Origin of the sequence: Saccharomonospora glauca K62, assembly GCF_000243395.2 — a bacterium.
GTDB lineage: Bacteria > Actinomycetota > Actinomycetes > Mycobacteriales > Pseudonocardiaceae > Saccharomonospora > Saccharomonospora glauca.
In genome coordinates, this window is sequence record NZ_CM001484.1 from 395,339 (window position 1) to 412,723 (window position 17,385).

Sequence of the window (17,385 nt, forward strand, 5' to 3'; positions counted from 1 at the left end):
GAGATCCCGAAATGCCTCCCTCCCGGCGCCGTATCCCCGCCGCGCAGCGGCCGACCCCGACCCGCCGTCCCAAGGTCGCCGGACTGCGCAAGCCGTCCCCGACGAAGCGCGTTCCGGAGCCCACCGAGGAGACCGGCTCACCCGCCGAGACCACGTCCGAGGCCGAGGAGGCGGTCGAGCCCCGTCCCGAGCGGGCGCCGGAGTCGGTGTCCTCCGACGCTTCCGCACCCGCTCCCTCGGAGGACGAGGGGCCCCGCGAGACCGAGAGCGACCGGCCGAGGCCGCGACCCAAGACACGCGATCGGGGGACGGTACGGCCCACGGACACCGAGGAGGCCGGCGGCTCCGACGAAAACGCCGCGGCGACCACGTCCCGCGCCCTTCGAGGCTCCGCCGACGAAAGCGCCGAGCCGGACTCGGAGGGGGCCGCGGCGGCTCCCCGCTCGCGCCGGACCGGCTACCCCGTCCTGGCGGCTCTGCTGGCGGCCACGCTCGTCCTGGCGGGGCTCGCCGTGTTCTTCAAGACGAAGTACGACGAGGTCACGAGGCTGACGGGCAACACGGCGATGGTGGACGTGGCCGCGACCGCCGAGGTCAAGCAGGCGATGGAGGATGCCGCCCAACGCCTGTTCTCGGTCAACTACCAAAATATGGAGGCCACCAAGGAGGCCGCCGACCGCTTCCTCGCCAACGAGGAGGTTCGGAGCACCTATGACGCGCTCATGGGTGACTACCGACGGGAAGCACAGAAGCAGAAGATCGTCGTCACCACCACGGCGGTCCGGAGCGCTGTGGTACTCCTAGATGGTGACCGCGCCAGGGTCATGGTCTACGTTGATCAAGTGGCGACCCGAGCCGGTCAGGATCAGCCCATGGGTGGTCCCGCCGCCATGTGGTTCGAGGCCGAGCGTCGGGACGGCACGTGGAAGGTCGCGGGCTTGGACGTCTACGGTGCTGATCAACCCGATACTCGATCGGGGACGGCACCAACGGGGGCGGAAACACCGTCGTCGCAGGCAGAAGATTTGACGGAGGGTAACTGACGCTGCGCCAACTGGTGGTCAACCGCTGAAGGACGCTTGACTCAGAGTCTTCGGGGGTTCACGCTTACAGGCAACACGGCACGCCTTGCGGGAGGCGGGCCGGGGACACGAGAAGGAGAGCTCCGAGAACGAGGCGGGGCCCGGATCGCTGGACGATCGGGTGGCCCCCTCGACAACTCTCCTATGGCAGGCTAGACTGCTTCTTTGCGCTGCCCACTTTCAGGCTGCCCATGTCCGGTAGCTAGGATGGTCGGCAACACCGCACCCTTGACAGTCCGCGTTACGAGTTGCTAGCGCGGCTGCTCAACCAGCTATGTCCCCGGAAGGACGCATCTTGGCAGTCTCTCCCGCGAATCAGGCCACTGCTGCGACCAACTCGAATCGACCGTCAACGGGTGTTCCAGGAGCACCGAAGCGAGTCTCTTTCGGGGAGATTCGCGAGCCGCTCGACACCCCGCACCTGCTTGATGTGCAAATCCGGTCGTTCGAATGGTTCGCCGGCTCGGAGGCGTGGTACGAACGCGCCGTCAACGAGGGTGAGGAGAACCCGGTCAGCGGTCTCGAGGAGGTCTTGAACGAGATCTCCCCGATCGAGGACTTCTCCGGCTCCATGTCCCTGTCCTTCTCCGATCCGCGCTTCGACGAGGTGAAGGCCTCCGTCGAGGAGTGCAAGGACAAGGACATGACGTACGCGGCGCCGCTGTTCGTCACCGCCGAGTTCGTCAACAACAACACCGGTGAGATCAAGAGCCAGACGGTCTTCATGGGCGACTTCCCCGTGATGACCGACAAGGGCACGTTCATCATCAACGGCACCGAGCGCGTCGTGGTGTCGCAGCTCGTCCGTTCGCCGGGTGTGTACTTCGACCAGACGGTCGACAAGTCCACGGACAAGGACGTCTTCAGCGTCAAGATCATCCCGAGCCGTGGTGCCTGGCTGGAGTTCGACGTCGACAAGCGCGACACCGTCGGCGTCCGCATCGACCGCAAGCGTCGCCAGCCGGTCACGGTTCTGCTGAAGGCCCTCGGCTGGACCACCGAGCAGATCCGCGAGCGCTTCTCCTTCTCCGAGACGCTGCTCGCCACCCTGGAGAAGGACCACACGGCCAGCCAGGACGAGGCGCTGCTCGACATCCACCGCAAGCTGCGGCCGGGCGAGCCCCCGACGAAGGAGAGCGCCCAGGCCCTGGTGGAGAACCTCTTCTTCAAGGACAAGCGCTACGACCTCGCCAAGGTCGGCCGCTACAAGATCAACAAGAAGCTCGGTCTCAACCTGCCGTACGGCAACGGCACCCTCACCGAGGAAGACATCGTCACCACCATCGAGTACCTGGTCCGCCTGCACGCGGGTGAGGAGACGATGCGTGTCGGCGACGTCGAGGTGCCCGTCGAGACCGACGACATCGACCACTTCGGTAACCGGCGGCTGCGCACCGTGGGTGAGCTGATCCAGAACCAGATCCGGGTCGGTCTCTCCCGTATGGAGCGCGTCGTCCGGGAGCGGATGACCACGCAGGACGTCGAGGCCATCACGCCGCAGACCCTGATCAACATCCGCCCCGTGGTCGCGGCGATCCGGGAGTTCTTCGGAACCTCCCAGCTCTCGCAGTTCATGGACCAGAACAATCCGCTGTCCGGGCTGACCCACAAGCGCCGTCTCTCGGCGCTCGGCCCCGGCGGTCTGTCCCGTGAACGCGCCGGCATGGACGTCCGCGACGTGCACCCGAGTCACTACGGCCGCATGTGCCCGATCGAGACGCCGGAAGGTCCGAACATCGGTCTCATCGGCTCGCTGTCGGCCTACGCGAGGGTTAACCCCTTCGGGTTCATCGAAACCCCGTACCGGAAGGTCGTCGACGGCCGGGTCACCGACGAGGTGCACTACCTGACCGCCGACGAGGAGGACCGCTACGTCAAGGCGCAGGCCAACGCGCCGCTGACCGAGGACGGTTACTTCGCCGAGGACCAGGTCCTGGGTCGCCGGAAGGGCGGCGAGGTCGAGCTGCTCGATCCGATGGAGATCGACTACATGGACGTGTCGCCGCGGCAGATGGTGTCCGTGGCGACCGGCATGATCCCGTTCCTCGAGCACGACGACGCCAACCGCGCCCTGATGGGTGCCAACATGCAGCGCCAGGCCGTGCCGCTGCTGCGTAGCGAGGCCCCGCTGGTGGGCACGGGCGTGGAGCTGCGGGCCGCCGTTGACGCGGGCGACGTCATCATCGCCGAGGAAGCGGGCGTGGTCGAGGAGCTGTCGGCCGACATGATCACGGTCATGCAGGACGACGGCACCCGCCGCACGTACGGCCTGTACAAGTTCCGCCGCACCAATGCGGGTACCTGCTTCAACCACCGGCCCATCGTCAACGAGGGCGACCGGGTGGAGAAGGGCCAGGTCCTCGCCGACGGCCCGTCCACCGACAAGGGTGAGATGGCGCTCGGCAAGAACCTCCTCGTGGCGATCATGCCGTGGGAGGGCCACAACTACGAGGACGCCATCGTCATCTCGCAGCGGCTCGTGCAGGACGACGTGCTCACGTCGATCCACATCGAGGAGCACGAGATCGACGCCCGCGACACCAAGCTCGGTGCCGAGGAGATCACCAGGGACATCCCGAACGTCTCCGAGGACGTGCTGGCCGACCTCGACGAGCGCGGCATCGTGCGGATCGGCGCGGAGGTCCGCGACGGCGACATCCTGGTCGGGAAGGTCACGCCCAAGGGTGAGACCGAGCTGACCCCGGAGGAGCGCCTGCTGCGTGCCATCTTCGGTGAGAAGGCTCGCGAGGTCCGCGACACGTCGCTGAAGGTGCCGCACGGCGAGACCGGCAAGGTCATCGGTGTCCGCGTGTTCTCCCGCGAGAACGACGACGAGCTGCCCCCCGGCGTTAACGAGCTCGTCCGCGTCTACGTCGCCAAGAAGAGCAAGATCCAGGACGGCGACAAGCTCGCGGGTCGGCACGGTAACAAGGGCGTCATCGGCAAGATCCTGCCGGTGGAGGACATGCCGTTCCTGGAGGACGGCACCCCGGTGGACGTCGTGCTGAACACCCACGGTGTGCCGCGGCGTATGAACATCGGGCAGATCCTCGAACTCCACCTGGGCTGGCTGGCCTCCCAGGGCTGGAAGGTCGAGGGCAACCCCGAGTGGGCGAAGAACCTCCCCGAGGAGCTGATGGACGTCGAGCCGGGTACGAACACCGCGACGCCGGTGTTCGACGGTGCTCGGGAGCACGAGCTCACCGGGCTGCTCGGCTGTGCCAAGCCCAACCGCGACGGTGACCGCCTGGTCAACTCGGACGGCAAGGCGACGCTGCTCGACGGCCGTACCGGTGAGCCGTTCCCGTACCCCGTGGCGGTCGGCTACATGTACATCCTGAAGCTGCACCACATGGTGGACGACAAGATCCACGCGCGGTCCACGGGTCCGTACTCGATGATCACGCAGCAGCCTCTGGGTGGTAAGGCGCAGTTCGGTGGTCAGCGCTTCGGTGAGATGGAGTGCTGGGCCATGCAGGCCTACGGCGCCGCCTACACCCTCCAGGAGCTGCTCACGATCAAGTCCGACGACGTCGTCGGCCGCGTCAAGGTCTACGAGGCCATCGTCAAGGGCGAGAACATGCCGTCGCCGGGCATCCCCGAGTCGTTCAAGGTGCTGCTGAAGGAACTTCAGTCGCTGTGCCTGAACGTGGAGGTGCTCTCCACCGACGGAGCCGCCATCGAGATGCGCGACTCCGACGACGAGGACCTCGAACGCGCGGCCGCCAACCTCGGCATCAACCTGTCCCGCAACGAGTCGCCCTCCGTGGACGACGTCGTGCAATGACCCAGCCGCCCGGTGGGTCCGGGAGCACCGGACCCACCGGGTAGCCGAACCCCTCTAATCCGATGGGGTCGGGAAAGCACCCCGGACCCCCGAGAAGAACCCCAAGGGGATGCAAGAACGTGCTGGACGTCAATTTCTTCGATGAGCTCCGGATCGGTCTCGCCACGGCCGACGACATCCGTCAGTGGTCCTACGGCGAGGTCAAGAAGCCGGAGACCATCAACTACCGCACGCTCAAGCCGGAGAAGGACGGGCTCTTCTGCGAGAAGATCTTCGGCCCCACCCGCGACTGGGAGTGCTACTGCGGTAAGTACAAGCGCGTCCGCTTCAAGGGCATCATCTGTGAGCGCTGTGGTGTCGAGGTCACCCGCGCCAAGGTGCGTCGCGAGCGGATGGGCCACATCGAGCTGGCCGCTCCCGTCACCCACATCTGGTACTTCAAGGGTGTTCCGTCGCGCCTGGGCTACCTGCTCGACCTGGCGCCGAAGGACCTCGAAAAGATCATCTACTTCGCCGCGTACGTGATCACCAGCGTGAACACGGAAATGCGGCACAACGACCTGCCCACGCTGGAGAACGAGATCAGCGTCGAGCGGAAGACCATCGAGTCCCGCCGCGACGCCGAGATCGAGCAGCGTGCGCAGAAGCTCGAGGCCGACCTCGCCGCCCTGGAGGCCGAGGGCGCCAAGGCCGACGTGCGCCGCAAGGTGAAGGAGAGCGGCGAGCGCGAGATGCGGCAGATCCGCGACCGCGCCCAGCGGGAGCTGGACCGCCTGGAGGAGGTCTGGACGACCTTCACCAAGCTGGAGCCGCGTCAGCTCATCGTCGACGAGCAGCTCTACCGTGAGCTCTACGACCGCTACGGCGAGTACTTCACCGGCGGCATGGGCGCCGAGGCCATCCAGAAGCTGGCCAGCGAGTTCGACGTCGACGCCGAGGCGGAGGCGCTGCGCGAGACCATCCGCACCGGCAAGGGCCAGAAGAAGCTGCGGGCGCTGAAGCGGCTGAAGGTCGTGGCGGCCTTCCAGTCCACCGGCAACGACCCGCGCGGCATGGTGCTGGACGCGATCCCGGTGATCCCGCCGGAGCTGCGTCCGATGGTGCAGCTCGACGGTGGCCGGTTCGCCACGTCGGACCTCAACGACCTGTACCGCCGCGTCATCAACCGCAACAACCGTCTCAAGCGACTGATCGACCTCGGCGCGCCCGAGATCATCGTCAACAACGAGAAGCGGATGCTGCAGGAGGCCGTTGACGCGCTGTTCGACAACGGCCGTCGTGGTCGTCCGGTGACCGGTCCGGGCAACCGGCCGCTGAAGTCGCTGTCCGACCTGCTCAAGGGCAAGCAGGGCCGCTTCCGTCAGAACCTGCTCGGTAAGCGTGTCGACTACTCGGGCCGTTCGGTCATCATCGTGGGTCCGCAGCTCAAGCTGCACCAGTGCGGTCTGCCGAAGGACATGGCGCTGGAGCTGTTCAAGCCCTTCGTGATGAAGCGGCTGGTGGACCTCAACCACGCCCAGAACATCAAGTCGGCCAAGCGCATGGTCGAGCGGGCCCGCCCGCAGGTGTGGGACGTGCTGGAAGAGGTCATCAACGGCCACCCCGTGCTGCTCAACCGTGCTCCGACGCTGCACCGCCTCGGTATCCAGGCGTTCGAGCCGCAGCTCGTGGAAGGCAAGGCCATCCAGCTGCACCCGCTGGTGTGTGAGGCGTTCAACGCCGACTTCGACGGTGACCAGATGGCGGTGCACCTGCCGCTGTCGGCCGAGGCGCAGGCCGAGGCGCGCATCCTGATGCTGTCGGCGAACAACATCCTGTCGCCCGCGTCGGGTCGTCCGCTCGCCATGCCGCGTCTGGACATGGTGACCGGTCTGTTCCACCTCACGAAGCTCGACGAGAACGCCCAGGGCGCCGGCACGGCCTACTCGTCGCCCGCCGAGGCGATCATGGCCTACGACCGCAAGCAGCTCTCGCTGCACGCCCCGGTCAAGATCCGCATCCGCGACCGGCAGCCGAACAAGGAGCAGGAAGCGGCTCTGCGCGAGCAGGGTTGGGAGCCGGGCCAGCCGTGGCTCGCCGAGACCACGCTCGGCCGGGTGCTGTTCAACGACCTGCTGCCCGCGGACTACCCGTTCGTCAACGAGCCCCTGCCGAAGAAGCGGCAGGCCGCGATCGTCAACGACCTCGCGGAACGCTACTCGATGACGCAGGTCGCGCAGACGCTCGACGCCCTCAAGGACGCCGGCTTCCACTGGGCGACCCGCTCCGGCGTCACGGTCGCCATCTCCGACGTCCAGGTGCCGCCGCAGAAGAAGGAAATCCTCGACCAGTACGAGGCCAAGGCCGCGCAGGTGGAGAAGCGCTACCAGCGTGGTCAGCTCTCCCACGCCGAGCGCAACAACGAGCTCGTCAAGGTGTGGAGCCAGGCGACCGAGGACGTCGCCAAGGCGATGGAGGAGAACCTCTCCGACGACAACCCGATCGCGATGATCGTGAAGTCGGGTGCGGCGGGCAACATGACCCAGGTGCGGTCGCTGGCCGGTATGCGTGGTCTGGTGTCCAACCCGAAGGGTGAGTACATCCCGCGGCCGATCAAGTCCAACTTCCGTGAGGGCCTGTCGGTGGCGGAGTACTTCATCGCCACGCACGGTGCCCGTAAGGGTCTGGCCGACACCGCTCTGCGTACCGCCGACTCGGGTTACCTCACCCGTCGTCTGGTGGACGTGTCACAGGACGTCATCGTGCGCGAGACCGACTGTGGCACCAGCCGCGGCATCACGATGACGGTCGCCGACGAGCTGCCCGACGGCCGCCTGGTGCGGGCCGAGCACGTCGAGACCAGCGTCTACGCCCGCAACCTCGCCGCCGACGCGGTGGACGCGCAGGGCAACGTGGTGCTCAACGCGGGTGACGACCTCGGTGACCCCGCCATCGAGCGGCTCATCCAGGCCGGCATCAGCAAGGTCAAGGTCCGCAGCGTCCTGACCTGCGAGTCGGCGATGGGTGTCTGCGCCACCTGCTACGGCCGGTCGATGGCCACCGGCAAGCTGGTGGACGTCGGCGAGGCCGTCGGTATCGTCGCCGCCCAGTCGATCGGTGAGCCGGGTACGCAGCTGACCATGCGTACGTTCCACCAGGGTGGTGTCGCCGGTGACGACATCACCACAGGTCTGCCGCGTGTCACCGAGCTGTTCGAGGCCCGCGTCCCGAAGGGCAAGGCGCCCATCGCCGACGTCGACGGCCGCGTGCGCATCGAGGAGAGCGAGCGGTTCTGGAAGATCACGCTCATCCCCGACGACGGCAGCGAGGAGATCGTCTTCGACAAGCTGTCGAAGCGGCAGCGACTCGCCATCGGCCCGAACGGCCCGCTGGCGGACGGCGACCACGTCAAGGTCGGCCAGCCGCTGCTGGAGGGCACGCCGGACCCGCACGAGGTGCTGCGCGTGATGGGTCCCCGCGAGGCGCAGATGCACCTGGTGGAAGAGGTCCAGAAGGTGTACCGCGCCCAGGGTGTGTCCATCCACGACAAGCACATCGAGGTCATCGTGCGGCAGATGCTGCGCCGCGTGACGATCATCGATTCGGGTTCGACCGAGTTCCTGCCCGGCGAGCTGCCCGAGCGCACCAAGTTCGAGCAGGTCAACCGGCAGGCGGTGGCCGAGGGCGGCGAGCCCGCCTCCGGTCGTCCGGTGCTGATGGGTATCACCAAGGCGTCGCTGACCACGGACTCGTGGCTGTCGGCGGCCTCGTTCCAGGAGACCACCCGCGTGCTCACCGACGCGGCCATCAACGGCCGCAGCGACGCGCTGATCGGTCTCAAGGAGAACGTCATCATCGGTAAGTTGATCCCGGCCGGTACGGGCATCAACCGGTACCGCAACATCCAGGTGCAGCCGACCGAGGAGGCCAGGGTCGCCGCGTACGCGATCCCGTCCTACGACGACGGCTACTATACGCCTGACGTGTTCGGTACCGGTACCGGCGCCGCCGTCCCGCTGGACGACTACGACTTCGGTCGCGACTTCCGGTAGACGAACGCGGAAAAGCCCCCGACCCACCACGGTGGATCGGGGGCTTTCCCATGTCCGGGGACGGAGCGAACTTCGACCGGCCGTTCGGGGGAACTTTCGACCCCGCACCGTCCGTCCAGCGGTCCACGCTTGTGGGATGTCAGACCGACGTCGAAGATCGTTTTTGTGATCACACCTGACACCGAGGACTGGACGTGGGTGCTGGAACGGCCCTGCGCGGAGTGCGGCTTCGACTCGAACACCGTCGACCGGGAAGGCGTATCCGCGCTGGTGCGAGCCAACGCGGCCACGTGGTGTGACCTACTGAGTGCCGGCGTGCGGCTGCGGACCCGCCCGGGCCCGGACCGGTGGTCCACGCTGGAGTACGCCTGCCACGTCCGTGACGTACTCCGCGTGTTCGACGAGCGGCTGGTCCTGATGCTCACCGAGGAGGACCCGACCTACGCGGAGTGGGATCAGGACCGCGCCGCCGTCGAGGGCCGCTACAACGAGCAGGACCCGTCGCTCGTCGCCACCGACCTGAGCGTCGCCGCCGAGCGAGTCGCGACCCGGCTCGACCGGCTACCGGACGGCGCGATACGACGCGGCGGCAAACGCTCGGACGGTACTCGGTTCACAGTGGAGACCCTCAGCCGATACTTCGCGCACGAGGTGGTCCACCACCTCCACGACGTCGGCGTACCGGCCGCGGGGAAGTGACCCTGCCTCACATGTCGAGCAGGTCGCGGGTCTCCTGCGCACTGGCGCCCGAACCGATGTCGCCCTTGTCGACGGCGTCGGTGGCGTCCGAGATGTTGTCCCTGATCGTGCGGGAGGCGTCGAGAACGGTTTTGCCCACCTCGAGCGGAGAGGACTTGAGGTCGCTCGGCGATTCGATACCGGCGATGGAGGAAAGGGCCGCGGAGCCACCCGCCTTCAGCGACTCGGTGGCCGCCTCCTTCAAGGCACCACGTCGACCGAGTTCACCGACCTTCTTGATCATCTCGTCCTTGAGCTCGGTGTAGTTCGTCTGCTTGGCCCCGAGCCTCTCCCCGAGCTTGGCCAGCTTCGAGACAAACTTCTTGAAGAATTCGATGATCTTGTCCAGCAGCTTGCCGAGCTTGCCCATCTTGCTGGTGACTCGCGAGAACGCACTCGCGGCCTTGGCCACCGAGGCCGACATCGCCGTGGCGACCGAGGTACCGAAGGTCACCCACGACGACGCCAACGCGGGTATCCAGATCCAGATCAACCACGAGACGAACTCGGTGATGATCGCCTTGATGACCTCCTCGACGACCGTCATGATCATCGACGAGATCTTCAGGATCTGGGCCACACCACCCGCGCTGGTGGCCACACCCTCGATGCCCTTGGCGAAGTCGGCGAGGGCGTTGCGCGCGGCGTTGCTCGCCTCGCCCTGCCAGTCGGCGAGCGTCTCGTCGGCCACCCGCACGAATTCGTTCGAGTACTCGACGAGACCCTCACCGATCGCGGAGAAGTCGTCGGAGGCGGCGCTCAACGCCGGACCGTCCCCCGAGACCATGTGCAGGGCGTCCTGCAAGGGGGAGACGAGGTGGAGCACCATGCCGAGGCCGTTTTCGACCAGCCAGTTCACGGGGTCCGCCACGGCCGCGCCCGCTTCCAGGGCGCATTCGGCGGTGAAGCTGGCGGCGTCGGCCGCCACGTTTCCCACGTGCATCATGATGTCGGCGGCGTCGGGGTCCTCCGGCAGGCCCTGCCAGATGTTGGTGACGGTGTCGTAGCCCTTGATCACATGTTTGACGACGGGTGTCTGGGCCCCCAGGCCCAGCGCCATGTCGAGGACAGTTTCCTTGTTGTCACTCGACAGCTCGATGGAGCCCGCGATGTCGTTGACCTCGGTCATGAGTCCCCCTCCTCGTTCTAGGCCCCGGCCGGCCGGGCCTCGTCAACCTTGTCGATCTCGCCTTCGTATCTGCCGAGCAGGAAGACCCCGTGATCCTCGTTGCTCGCGTACAGATCCGCGGCCTTGTTGAACTTCTCGCCGGTGACGCTGAGCCCTTCCTGCATGCGCGCGAGGAGGTCACGAAGCTCCCCGAGCGCTTCGGTGTAGGCCCCTTTGGTGGCCAATCCGACGAGTCCCCAGGACTCGTCACCGACGTCGGCGCGGTCCACCAAGGCTCCGAACTTCTCGGCCTGCGACTTGAAGTCCTCCAACGCGTCACGGTAATTCCGTAGCGCCTTGACCTGGACTCTGAAGCCGCCCTGCGTCATGGTGTCCTCCTCGAGATCGGATTCTGTTCAGCGGGAGTTGTTCGGGTTCAGCTCGGGCGGGAGCTTGGCGAGCAGATCGATCATCGCGTCCGCGGTCGGAATGATTGCTTCGGGCTCCAGCCGGACTCCCTTGATGGTTCTGGCATGCATGACGCCCTTTTCGAGAACGATCGGCCCGACGGGCATACCGAACCGTTCGTAGATCCAGGTGAGCAGCTCCAGATCGACGACGGAGCGGGCGAACTGTTGGTCGTGCGCGGCCACCACGACGCGTCGGTGGAACTTGTTGATGGCGAGACCGGGAACGATGTGCCTGTACATAAGGTCGGTCGCCCATTTGTGGCCGATCCAGAGGAGCGGGCAGGGCGCGATGGGAATTTCGACGGTGGCGCTGTATTGAAGGACCGACCTTCCTTTCGGGTCCTTTCCCGCTCGTCGATACTCGTACGCGAGCACCTTGAAACCCCGATGTTTGAATTCGACCGCGTAGAAAAACGGTTTGTCGGGATTTTCCCTGAGGCTTTGCGGAAAGTGTCCGAACGAGGGCCGTGCCGGCTGGTCGGCGTGGTACTCGGTGCCGCCCACCTGGAGGGCGAACTCGTGGAGGCGGGCCTGTAGCTCCGCGGTCTGCTTGCGGTCTCCCCTCCCCATGAACGGGAGCAGAATTAGGCTGCCCACGACCATGAGTACGAGCAGGATGATTCCGGGGTCGTCTGGCATGGCGGCTTTCGTGGTACGGGATCTCGGCGTTGCTCAGTAGACCACGCCGACGAACCCGGAGGGTGTCGTTTTCGATACTTGGTGTTGTGGTGTTCCACGCAGAGCGCATCCCCGTGGTGAAGGGGACGGCGATTCCTCCGGGCGGGGCCGTGTGGCCCCGTTACAGCGACACCGCCAGCACGACGCAGAAGACCGTCAGCAGGAAGACGCCGGCGCTCACGAGGACCACTGTCGTCACTCTCGGGCGAGCCAGAGGGTCCGACCGTGGCGGCTCGGCGTCGAACAGGGCAGCGGGTGGCCCCGCCGGGGTCTGCTCGCCGTGCGGCCAGGCGTGCGTCGGGACCCGGCCCAGGAAGGCGATCAGGGCGTCGACGGCGGCCAACACCCGTTCGGCCGTCGGTCCCCCCTCCGTGACCAGGAACAGAAGGCCACCTTCGAGTCGAACGACACCGGGTAGGTGCTCCCAGGTCCGGACCAGCGCGTCAACGGCTTCCGGGGTGAGCACGAGCGAGGCGAACCGGGGATCGGTCGTTTCGACACCGAGATGCCGGGTGAGTTCCGAAGGGAGTCGCAGCTTCTCGGGGTGAGGGGCGGCGGAGCGGTTCGGACCGATCTCGATCCGCGGTGACGTCGGAGCCGGAACGTCGATCCGGCATTCCCAACGCACGTGGGAGTCGCCCCTGCTGGCGGCGAACCGCTGCTTCACCAGCATCGCCTCCGAAACCCGTACCGATCGACCGTGTCGGACGAAGTCGGTCGCGTGCGGGTACTCGGGCGGGGAGAACACGGTCATCCGGGCGAGGGGACCCGCCGTCACGATGCTTTCGAAAGCGGGTCTGAAACGGGCCGACCAGGGTGCCGTGTCGGCGGGAGGAGTACTGAGCCGGCCACCGGTCAGCGTGGCCAGCCGGGCCATCTCGTCGTGGTGGCGGCGGCGATCGCGGCGCAGGCCGCGGGCCTGGACCCGGAGCACCAGCAGGGGAATGACCGGGCAGAGAACGAGGACGACGACGAGCAAGGGGTTCATGGCGTGCGGTCACACCGTCCCGTGAGGTGATTGAAGCCGTGTCGCGGGCAGGCGCGCCACCGACCCCGCGAAGAGCGTCACAAAATGGTCCGACGCCGGAAATGTATTTCCACTGTGGACGTACTTGGTGGGTTCGACCAACGGGAGATCGACGCCGAGGCCGGACCGATTCGCCCCTCCGCCGTCCCGGTCCGGCTCCGCCGGGAGCCGGACCCGGCCTCATTTCCGGCGTCCCGACCTCGACGATCCGTTCCTTTCGTGACGACCGCGTCGGTGCCCGGTCACCCGGCCGGGCAAACCCGGCTCTCGACGGCGGGAGACCGATACCGGGCGCGATCGCCCCGACGTTCGTGTCGTCGGGGCCTTCGAGGCGCCGTGGAACGACGTCAGTGGCCTTCCTCGCCGAAGAGGTTCCGGAGGAACTCGTCACCGGCCGAGCCGCCGCTCGACGAAGGGGGAGGCGTGGGGGCTTGCGGGGCGCTGTCGGCGTCGAGGAAGTCCTGCTGGGAGTAGTCCTCGTGGTACTCCTCCTCGGGAGGCGGGCTCGGCTGCCTGGTGGGACGCTGCTGTTCCATCCGCTCCCGCAGCGCCTCGGGCGAGGTGCCGAAGAGCTGGGCCTGCGTCTCCAGGACCTGGTCGGTGACCCCGAGGCCCGCCACGTGCTCGTCGACGATCCCGGCCTGCTGGCGGGCGGCCTCGGCCACGGCCTGCTGGATGGTCGACATCAGCTCCGAGGCGAGAGCCTGCGGCTGCTGAGCGAGCGCCCGGTCGGTCAGCTGGATGTCCTTGATCGCGCCTCCGGGCCCGGCCACGACGGTCACGCTGCGATCGGAGTTCGACGCGGACGCTTCGATGGCCGCGATCTCGCTCTGCATTCTTCCCACGTTCGCGAGCTGATCGTCGACCTTCTTCATCTTCGACTGGAATCGCTCGAACTCCGCGACCAGTCGTTCGAACTCCGCTGACACCCGTTCCTCCGTCGTTACCTTGATCATTTACTCGGCCACGATGCGTGATCAATCATGGACGATGGTCGAAGGAGGCGGGGCGGGTCCGATCGGATTGGACGTAAGTCACTCACGACCGGCCCGAAAGAGCGGGACCGCCACCGTATGTGCCCACGTCAGGTAGACTGTGAAAACAAAGCCACCCGGTCGGATACCCACCGGCGGTCGTAGCCGACCCCCGATGTGGTAGCCCTGAATGCGGGCGGGTATCTTTGACGACCGTGCCCGGCACGCTGTCGGGCCCTCCGTGTGCCTTCAGGTCACGGCTGGGCGTTACGGCGCCTGTCCGCGGTCGAGTCAGGCGGAGTTCCACGGCAATCCCGATGGGAAGTTGAGGGGTCGTTAATCGATCCCGAAAGCGGGCCGACACGCCCGACCGCGGGGACCGGGGAGACAACGTAGAGCTAGGTAGACGCAACAGAAGGCTGGTCCATTGCCCACGATCCAGCAGCTGGTCCGTAAGGGCCGCCAGGACAAGGCTGCCAAGCAGAAGACGGCGGCGCTCAAGGGAAGCCCGCAGCGTCGTGGTGTGTGCACCCGCGTGTACACGACCACGCCCAAGAAGCCGAACTCGGCCCTGCGCAAGGTCGCCCGCGTGAAGCTGAGCAACGGCATCGAGGTCACGGCCTACATTCCCGGTGAGGGTCACAACCTTCAGGAGCACTCGATGGTGCTCGTCCGTGGCGGCCGTGTGAAGGACTTGCCGGGTGTTCGCTACAAGATCATCCGCGGTTCGCTTGACACCCAGGGCGTGAAGAACCGTAAGCAGGCGCGCAGTCGGTACGGCGCGAAGAAGGAGAAGAGCTAATGCCCCGCAAGGGTCCGGCCCCGAAGCGGCCGTTGACGGCTGATCCGGTGTACCAATCTCCGCTTGTCACCCAGTTGGTGAACAAGGTGCTGCAGGACGGCAAGCGTTCGATCGCCGAGCGCATCGTCTACGGAGCACTGGAGGGCGCGCGTGAGAAGACCGGCACCGACCCGGTCGTCACGCTGAAGCGTGCACTCGACAACGTGCGGCCCACCCTTGAGGTGAAGAGCCGGCGCGTCGGTGGTGCCACTTACCAGGTGCCGATCGAGGTCAAGCCCGGTCGCTCGACCACCCTTGCACTGCGTTGGATCGTCACCTACGCGCGTCAGCGTCGCGAGAAGACGATGATCGAACGCCTCCAGAATGAGCTGCTCGACGCGAGCAACGGCCTCGGGGCCAGCGTGAAGCGCCGCGAGGACACCCACAAGATGGCCGAGTCCAACAAGGCCTTCGCTCACTACCGCTGGTGAGCCAAGAAGCAGTGAACTTCAGGCAACACCGTCGGCCCGGTCCGATTGACGGCGCCAATGCCGGGTTCCACGTTCGAGACAGGGGAACATCAAGTGGCACGTGACGTGCTGACCGACCTCACCAAGGTCCGCAACATCGGCATCATGGCCCACATCGACGCCGGTAAGACCACCACCACCGAGCGGATCCTGTTCTACACCGGGATCAACTACAAGCTCGGCGAGACCCACGACGGCTCGGCGACGATGGACTGGATGGAGGAGGAGCAGAAGCGGGGTATCACCATCACCTCGGCTGCTACCACCACCTTCTGGCACGGCAACCAGATCAACATCATCGACACACCCGGCCACGTCGACTTCACCGTCGAGGTGGAGCGCTCCCTGCGTGTTCTCGACGGTGCGGTCGCCGTCTTCGACGGCAAGGAAGGCGTCGAGCCTCAGTCGGAGCAGGTCTGGCGGCAGGCCGACAAGTACGACGTTCCGCGTATTTGCTTCGTCAACAAGATGGACAAGCTCGGCGCGGACTTCTACTTCACCGTCGGCACCATTGAGGAGCGCCTCGGCGCCAAGCCGCTGGTCATCCAGCTTCCCATCGGCGCCGAGAGTGACTTCCAGGGTGTCGTCGACCTCGTCCGCATGAAGGCGCTGACCTGGCGTGGCGAGACCAAGAAGGGCGAGGACTACGAGGTCGAGGAGATCCCGGCCGACCTCGCCGACAAGGCGGCGGAGTACCGCGAGAAGCTCATCGAGACGGTCGCCGAGGCCGACGACGAGCTGATGGAGCGCTACCTCGGTGGTGAGGAGCTGACGGAGGCCGAGATCAAGGCCGGTATCCGCAAGCTCACCATCGCCCGCGAGGCCTTCCCGGTGCTGGCGGGTTCGGCGTTCAAGAACAAGGGCGTGCAGCCCATGCTCGACGCCGTGATCGACTACCTGCCCTCGCCGGTGGACATGCCGCCCGTCCAGGGTGTGCTGCCCAGTGGTGAGGAGGCGTCGCGTAAGCCCTCGATCGATGAGCCGTTCTCCGCGCTCGTCTCCAAGATCGCGGTGCACCCGTTCTTCGGCAAGCTCACCTACATCCGGGTCTACTCCGGCAAGATCTCCTCCGGTACCCAGGTTGTCAACGCGACCAAGGACCGCAAGGAGCGCATCGGGAAGCTCTTCCAGATGCACTCCAACAAGGAGAACCCGGTCGACGAGGCCCAGGCCGGCCACATCTACGCCGTCCAGGGGCTGAAGGACACCACCACGGGTGACACGCTCGCCGACCCGCAGAACCCGATCATCCTCGAGTCGATGAGCTTCCCCGAGCCGGTCATCAAGGTGGCCATCGAGCCGAAGACGAAGGCCGACCAGGAGAAGCTGTCGACCGCGATCCAGAAGCTCGCCGAGGAGGACCCGACCTTCCGGGTCAGCCAGGACGAGGACACCGGTCAGACGATCATCGAGGGTATGGGTGAGCTTCACCTTGAGGTGCTCGTCAACCGGATGAAGAGCGACTTCAAGGTCGAGGCCAACATCGGTAAGCCTCAGGTGTCCTACCGCGAGACGATCCGCAAGACGGTCGACAAGCTGGAGTACACCCACAAGAAGCAGACCGGTGGTTCGGGTCAGTTCGCTCGGGTGATCATCAAGCTCGAGCCGCTCGACACCACTTCGGCGGAGGGCGCACTCTACGAGTTCGAGAACCAGGTCACCGGTGGGCGTGTGCCGAAGGAGTACATCCCGTCGGTGGACGAGGGTGCGCAGGACGCCATGCAGTACGGCGTTCTGGCCGGTTATCCGCTCGTCGGGCTCAAGGTCACGCTGCTGGACGGCGCGTACCACGAAGTCGACTCGTCGGAGATGGCCTTCAAGATCGCCGGTTCCATGGCGCTCAAGGAAGCCGCGAAGAAGGCGAATCCGGTACTGCTGGAGCCGATGATGGCGGTCGAGGTGACCACGCCCGAGGACTACATGGGTGACGTCATCGGCGACCTGAACTCCCGTCGTGGCCAGATCCAGGCCATGGACGAGAGGGCCGGTACGCGCGTCGTCAAGGCGCTCGTGCCTCTGTCGGAGATGTTCGGGTACGTGGGCGACCTGCGGTCGAAGACCCAGGGTCGCGCCAACTACACGATGGTCTTCGACTCCTACGCGGAAGTTCCGTCGAACGTCGCGAAGGAGATCATCGCGAAGGCGACGGGGGAGTGAGCTCGCGCTGCTGAGCGCGTAG

Annotated in this window: 12 protein-coding genes; 7 read left to right on the forward strand and 5 right to left on the reverse strand. The window is 66.2% G+C overall.

Annotation, left to right across the window (positions count from 1 at the left end):
• The first annotated feature begins 11 nt into the window (after positions 1 to 11).
• The 4 genes from SACGLDRAFT_RS02020 to SACGLDRAFT_RS02035 all read left to right on the forward strand — a co-directional run bounded on the left by SACGLDRAFT_RS02020 (position 12) and on the right by SACGLDRAFT_RS02035 (position 9,599).
• Positions 12 to 1,043 carry a hypothetical protein gene (locus tag SACGLDRAFT_RS02020; protein ID WP_005461337.1) on the forward strand — a complete coding sequence of 344 codons (1,032 nt, stop codon included), beginning with the start codon at positions 12 to 14 and terminating at the stop codon, positions 1,041 to 1,043.
• A gap of 334 nt (positions 1,044 to 1,377) precedes the next feature.
• Complete coding sequence (gene rpoB / locus SACGLDRAFT_RS02025; RefSeq protein WP_005461338.1) at positions 1,378 to 4,869, forward strand: DNA-directed RNA polymerase subunit beta; 3,492 nt, start codon at positions 1,378 to 1,380, stop codon at positions 4,867 to 4,869.
• A 119-nt stretch (positions 4,870 to 4,988) separates the two neighbouring features.
• The gene (locus SACGLDRAFT_RS02030) at positions 4,989 to 8,900 is read left to right on the forward strand and encodes a DNA-directed RNA polymerase subunit beta' (RefSeq protein WP_005461339.1); all 3,912 of its coding nucleotides are present in this window, start codon (positions 4,989 to 4,991) and stop codon (positions 8,898 to 8,900) included.
• Positions 8,901 to 9,065: 165 nt separating this feature from the next.
• Complete coding sequence (locus SACGLDRAFT_RS02035; protein WP_040918395.1) at positions 9,066 to 9,599, forward strand: DinB family protein; 534 nt, start codon at positions 9,066 to 9,068, stop codon at positions 9,597 to 9,599.
• Positions 9,600 to 9,606: 7 nt separating this feature from the next.
• On the opposite strand, the gene SACGLDRAFT_RS02040 is transcribed toward SACGLDRAFT_RS02035, so the two are convergent.
• From SACGLDRAFT_RS02040 to SACGLDRAFT_RS02060, 5 genes are all read right to left on the reverse strand, one after another.
• The gene (locus SACGLDRAFT_RS02040) at positions 9,607 to 10,767 is read right to left on the reverse strand and encodes a WXG100 family type VII secretion target (RefSeq protein WP_005461341.1); all 1,161 of its coding nucleotides are present in this window, start codon (positions 10,765 to 10,767) and stop codon (positions 9,607 to 9,609) included.
• A 17-nt stretch (positions 10,768 to 10,784) separates the two neighbouring features.
• Positions 10,785 to 11,135, reverse strand: a complete 351-nt coding sequence (locus SACGLDRAFT_RS02045) for an RNA methyltransferase (RefSeq protein WP_005461342.1) — start codon at positions 11,133 to 11,135, stop codon at positions 10,785 to 10,787.
• Positions 11,136 to 11,162: 27 nt separating this feature from the next.
• Entirely contained in the window at positions 11,163 to 11,855 is a 693-nt protein-coding gene (locus tag SACGLDRAFT_RS02050; RefSeq protein WP_005461343.1) for a hypothetical protein, read from the reverse strand.
• A gap of 160 nt (positions 11,856 to 12,015) precedes the next feature.
• Positions 12,016 to 12,882, reverse strand: a complete 867-nt coding sequence (locus SACGLDRAFT_RS02055) for a hypothetical protein (RefSeq protein WP_005461344.1) — start codon at positions 12,880 to 12,882, stop codon at positions 12,016 to 12,018.
• A gap of 386 nt (positions 12,883 to 13,268) precedes the next feature.
• Complete coding sequence (locus tag SACGLDRAFT_RS02060) at positions 13,269 to 13,850, reverse strand: YbaB/EbfC family nucleoid-associated protein (RefSeq protein ID WP_040919507.1); 582 nt, start codon at positions 13,848 to 13,850, stop codon at positions 13,269 to 13,271.
• A 472-nt stretch (positions 13,851 to 14,322) separates the two neighbouring features.
• Here SACGLDRAFT_RS02060 and rpsL point away from each other — a divergent pair, with 472 nt between their 5' ends.
• The 3 genes from rpsL to fusA all read left to right on the forward strand — a co-directional run bounded on the left by rpsL (position 14,323) and on the right by fusA (position 17,363).
• On the forward strand, positions 14,323 to 14,697 hold the full coding sequence (gene rpsL, locus SACGLDRAFT_RS02065; protein ID WP_005443238.1) for a 30S ribosomal protein S12: 375 nt from the start codon (positions 14,323 to 14,325) through the stop codon (positions 14,695 to 14,697).
• Positions 14,697 to 15,167, forward strand: a complete 471-nt coding sequence (rpsG, locus tag SACGLDRAFT_RS02070; RefSeq protein ID WP_005461347.1) for a 30S ribosomal protein S7 — start codon at positions 14,697 to 14,699, stop codon at positions 15,165 to 15,167. The genes rpsL and rpsG overlap by 1 nt, the downstream gene beginning before the upstream one ends.
• A gap of 93 nt (positions 15,168 to 15,260) precedes the next feature.
• Entirely contained in the window at positions 15,261 to 17,363 is a 2,103-nt protein-coding gene (fusA, locus tag SACGLDRAFT_RS02075) for an elongation factor G (protein WP_005461349.1), read from the forward strand.
• Positions 17,364 to 17,385: the final 22 nt, after the last annotated feature.

What these genes read in the sequence shown, in the direction of transcription:
- SACGLDRAFT_RS02020 (WP_005461337.1), top strand. Translation starts at nt 12, where the DNA reads ATGCCTCCCTCCCGGCGCCGTATCCCCGCCGCGCAGCGGCCGACCCCG.
- SACGLDRAFT_RS02040 (WP_005461341.1), bottom strand. Translation starts at nt 10,767, where the DNA reads ATGACCGAGGTCAACGACATCGCGGGCTCCATCGAGCTGTCGAGTGAC.
- SACGLDRAFT_RS02045 (WP_005461342.1), bottom strand. Translation starts at nt 11,135, where the DNA reads ATGACGCAGGGCGGCTTCAGAGTCCAGGTCAAGGCGCTACGGAATTAC.
- SACGLDRAFT_RS02050 (WP_005461343.1), bottom strand. Translation starts at nt 11,855, where the DNA reads ATGCCAGACGACCCCGGAATCATCCTGCTCGTACTCATGGTCGTGGGC.
- SACGLDRAFT_RS02055 (WP_005461344.1), bottom strand. Translation starts at nt 12,882, where the DNA reads ATGAACCCCTTGCTCGTCGTCGTCCTCGTTCTCTGCCCGGTCATTCCC.
- rpsG (WP_005461347.1), top strand. Translation starts at nt 14,697, where the DNA reads ATGCCCCGCAAGGGTCCGGCCCCGAAGCGGCCGTTGACGGCTGATCCG.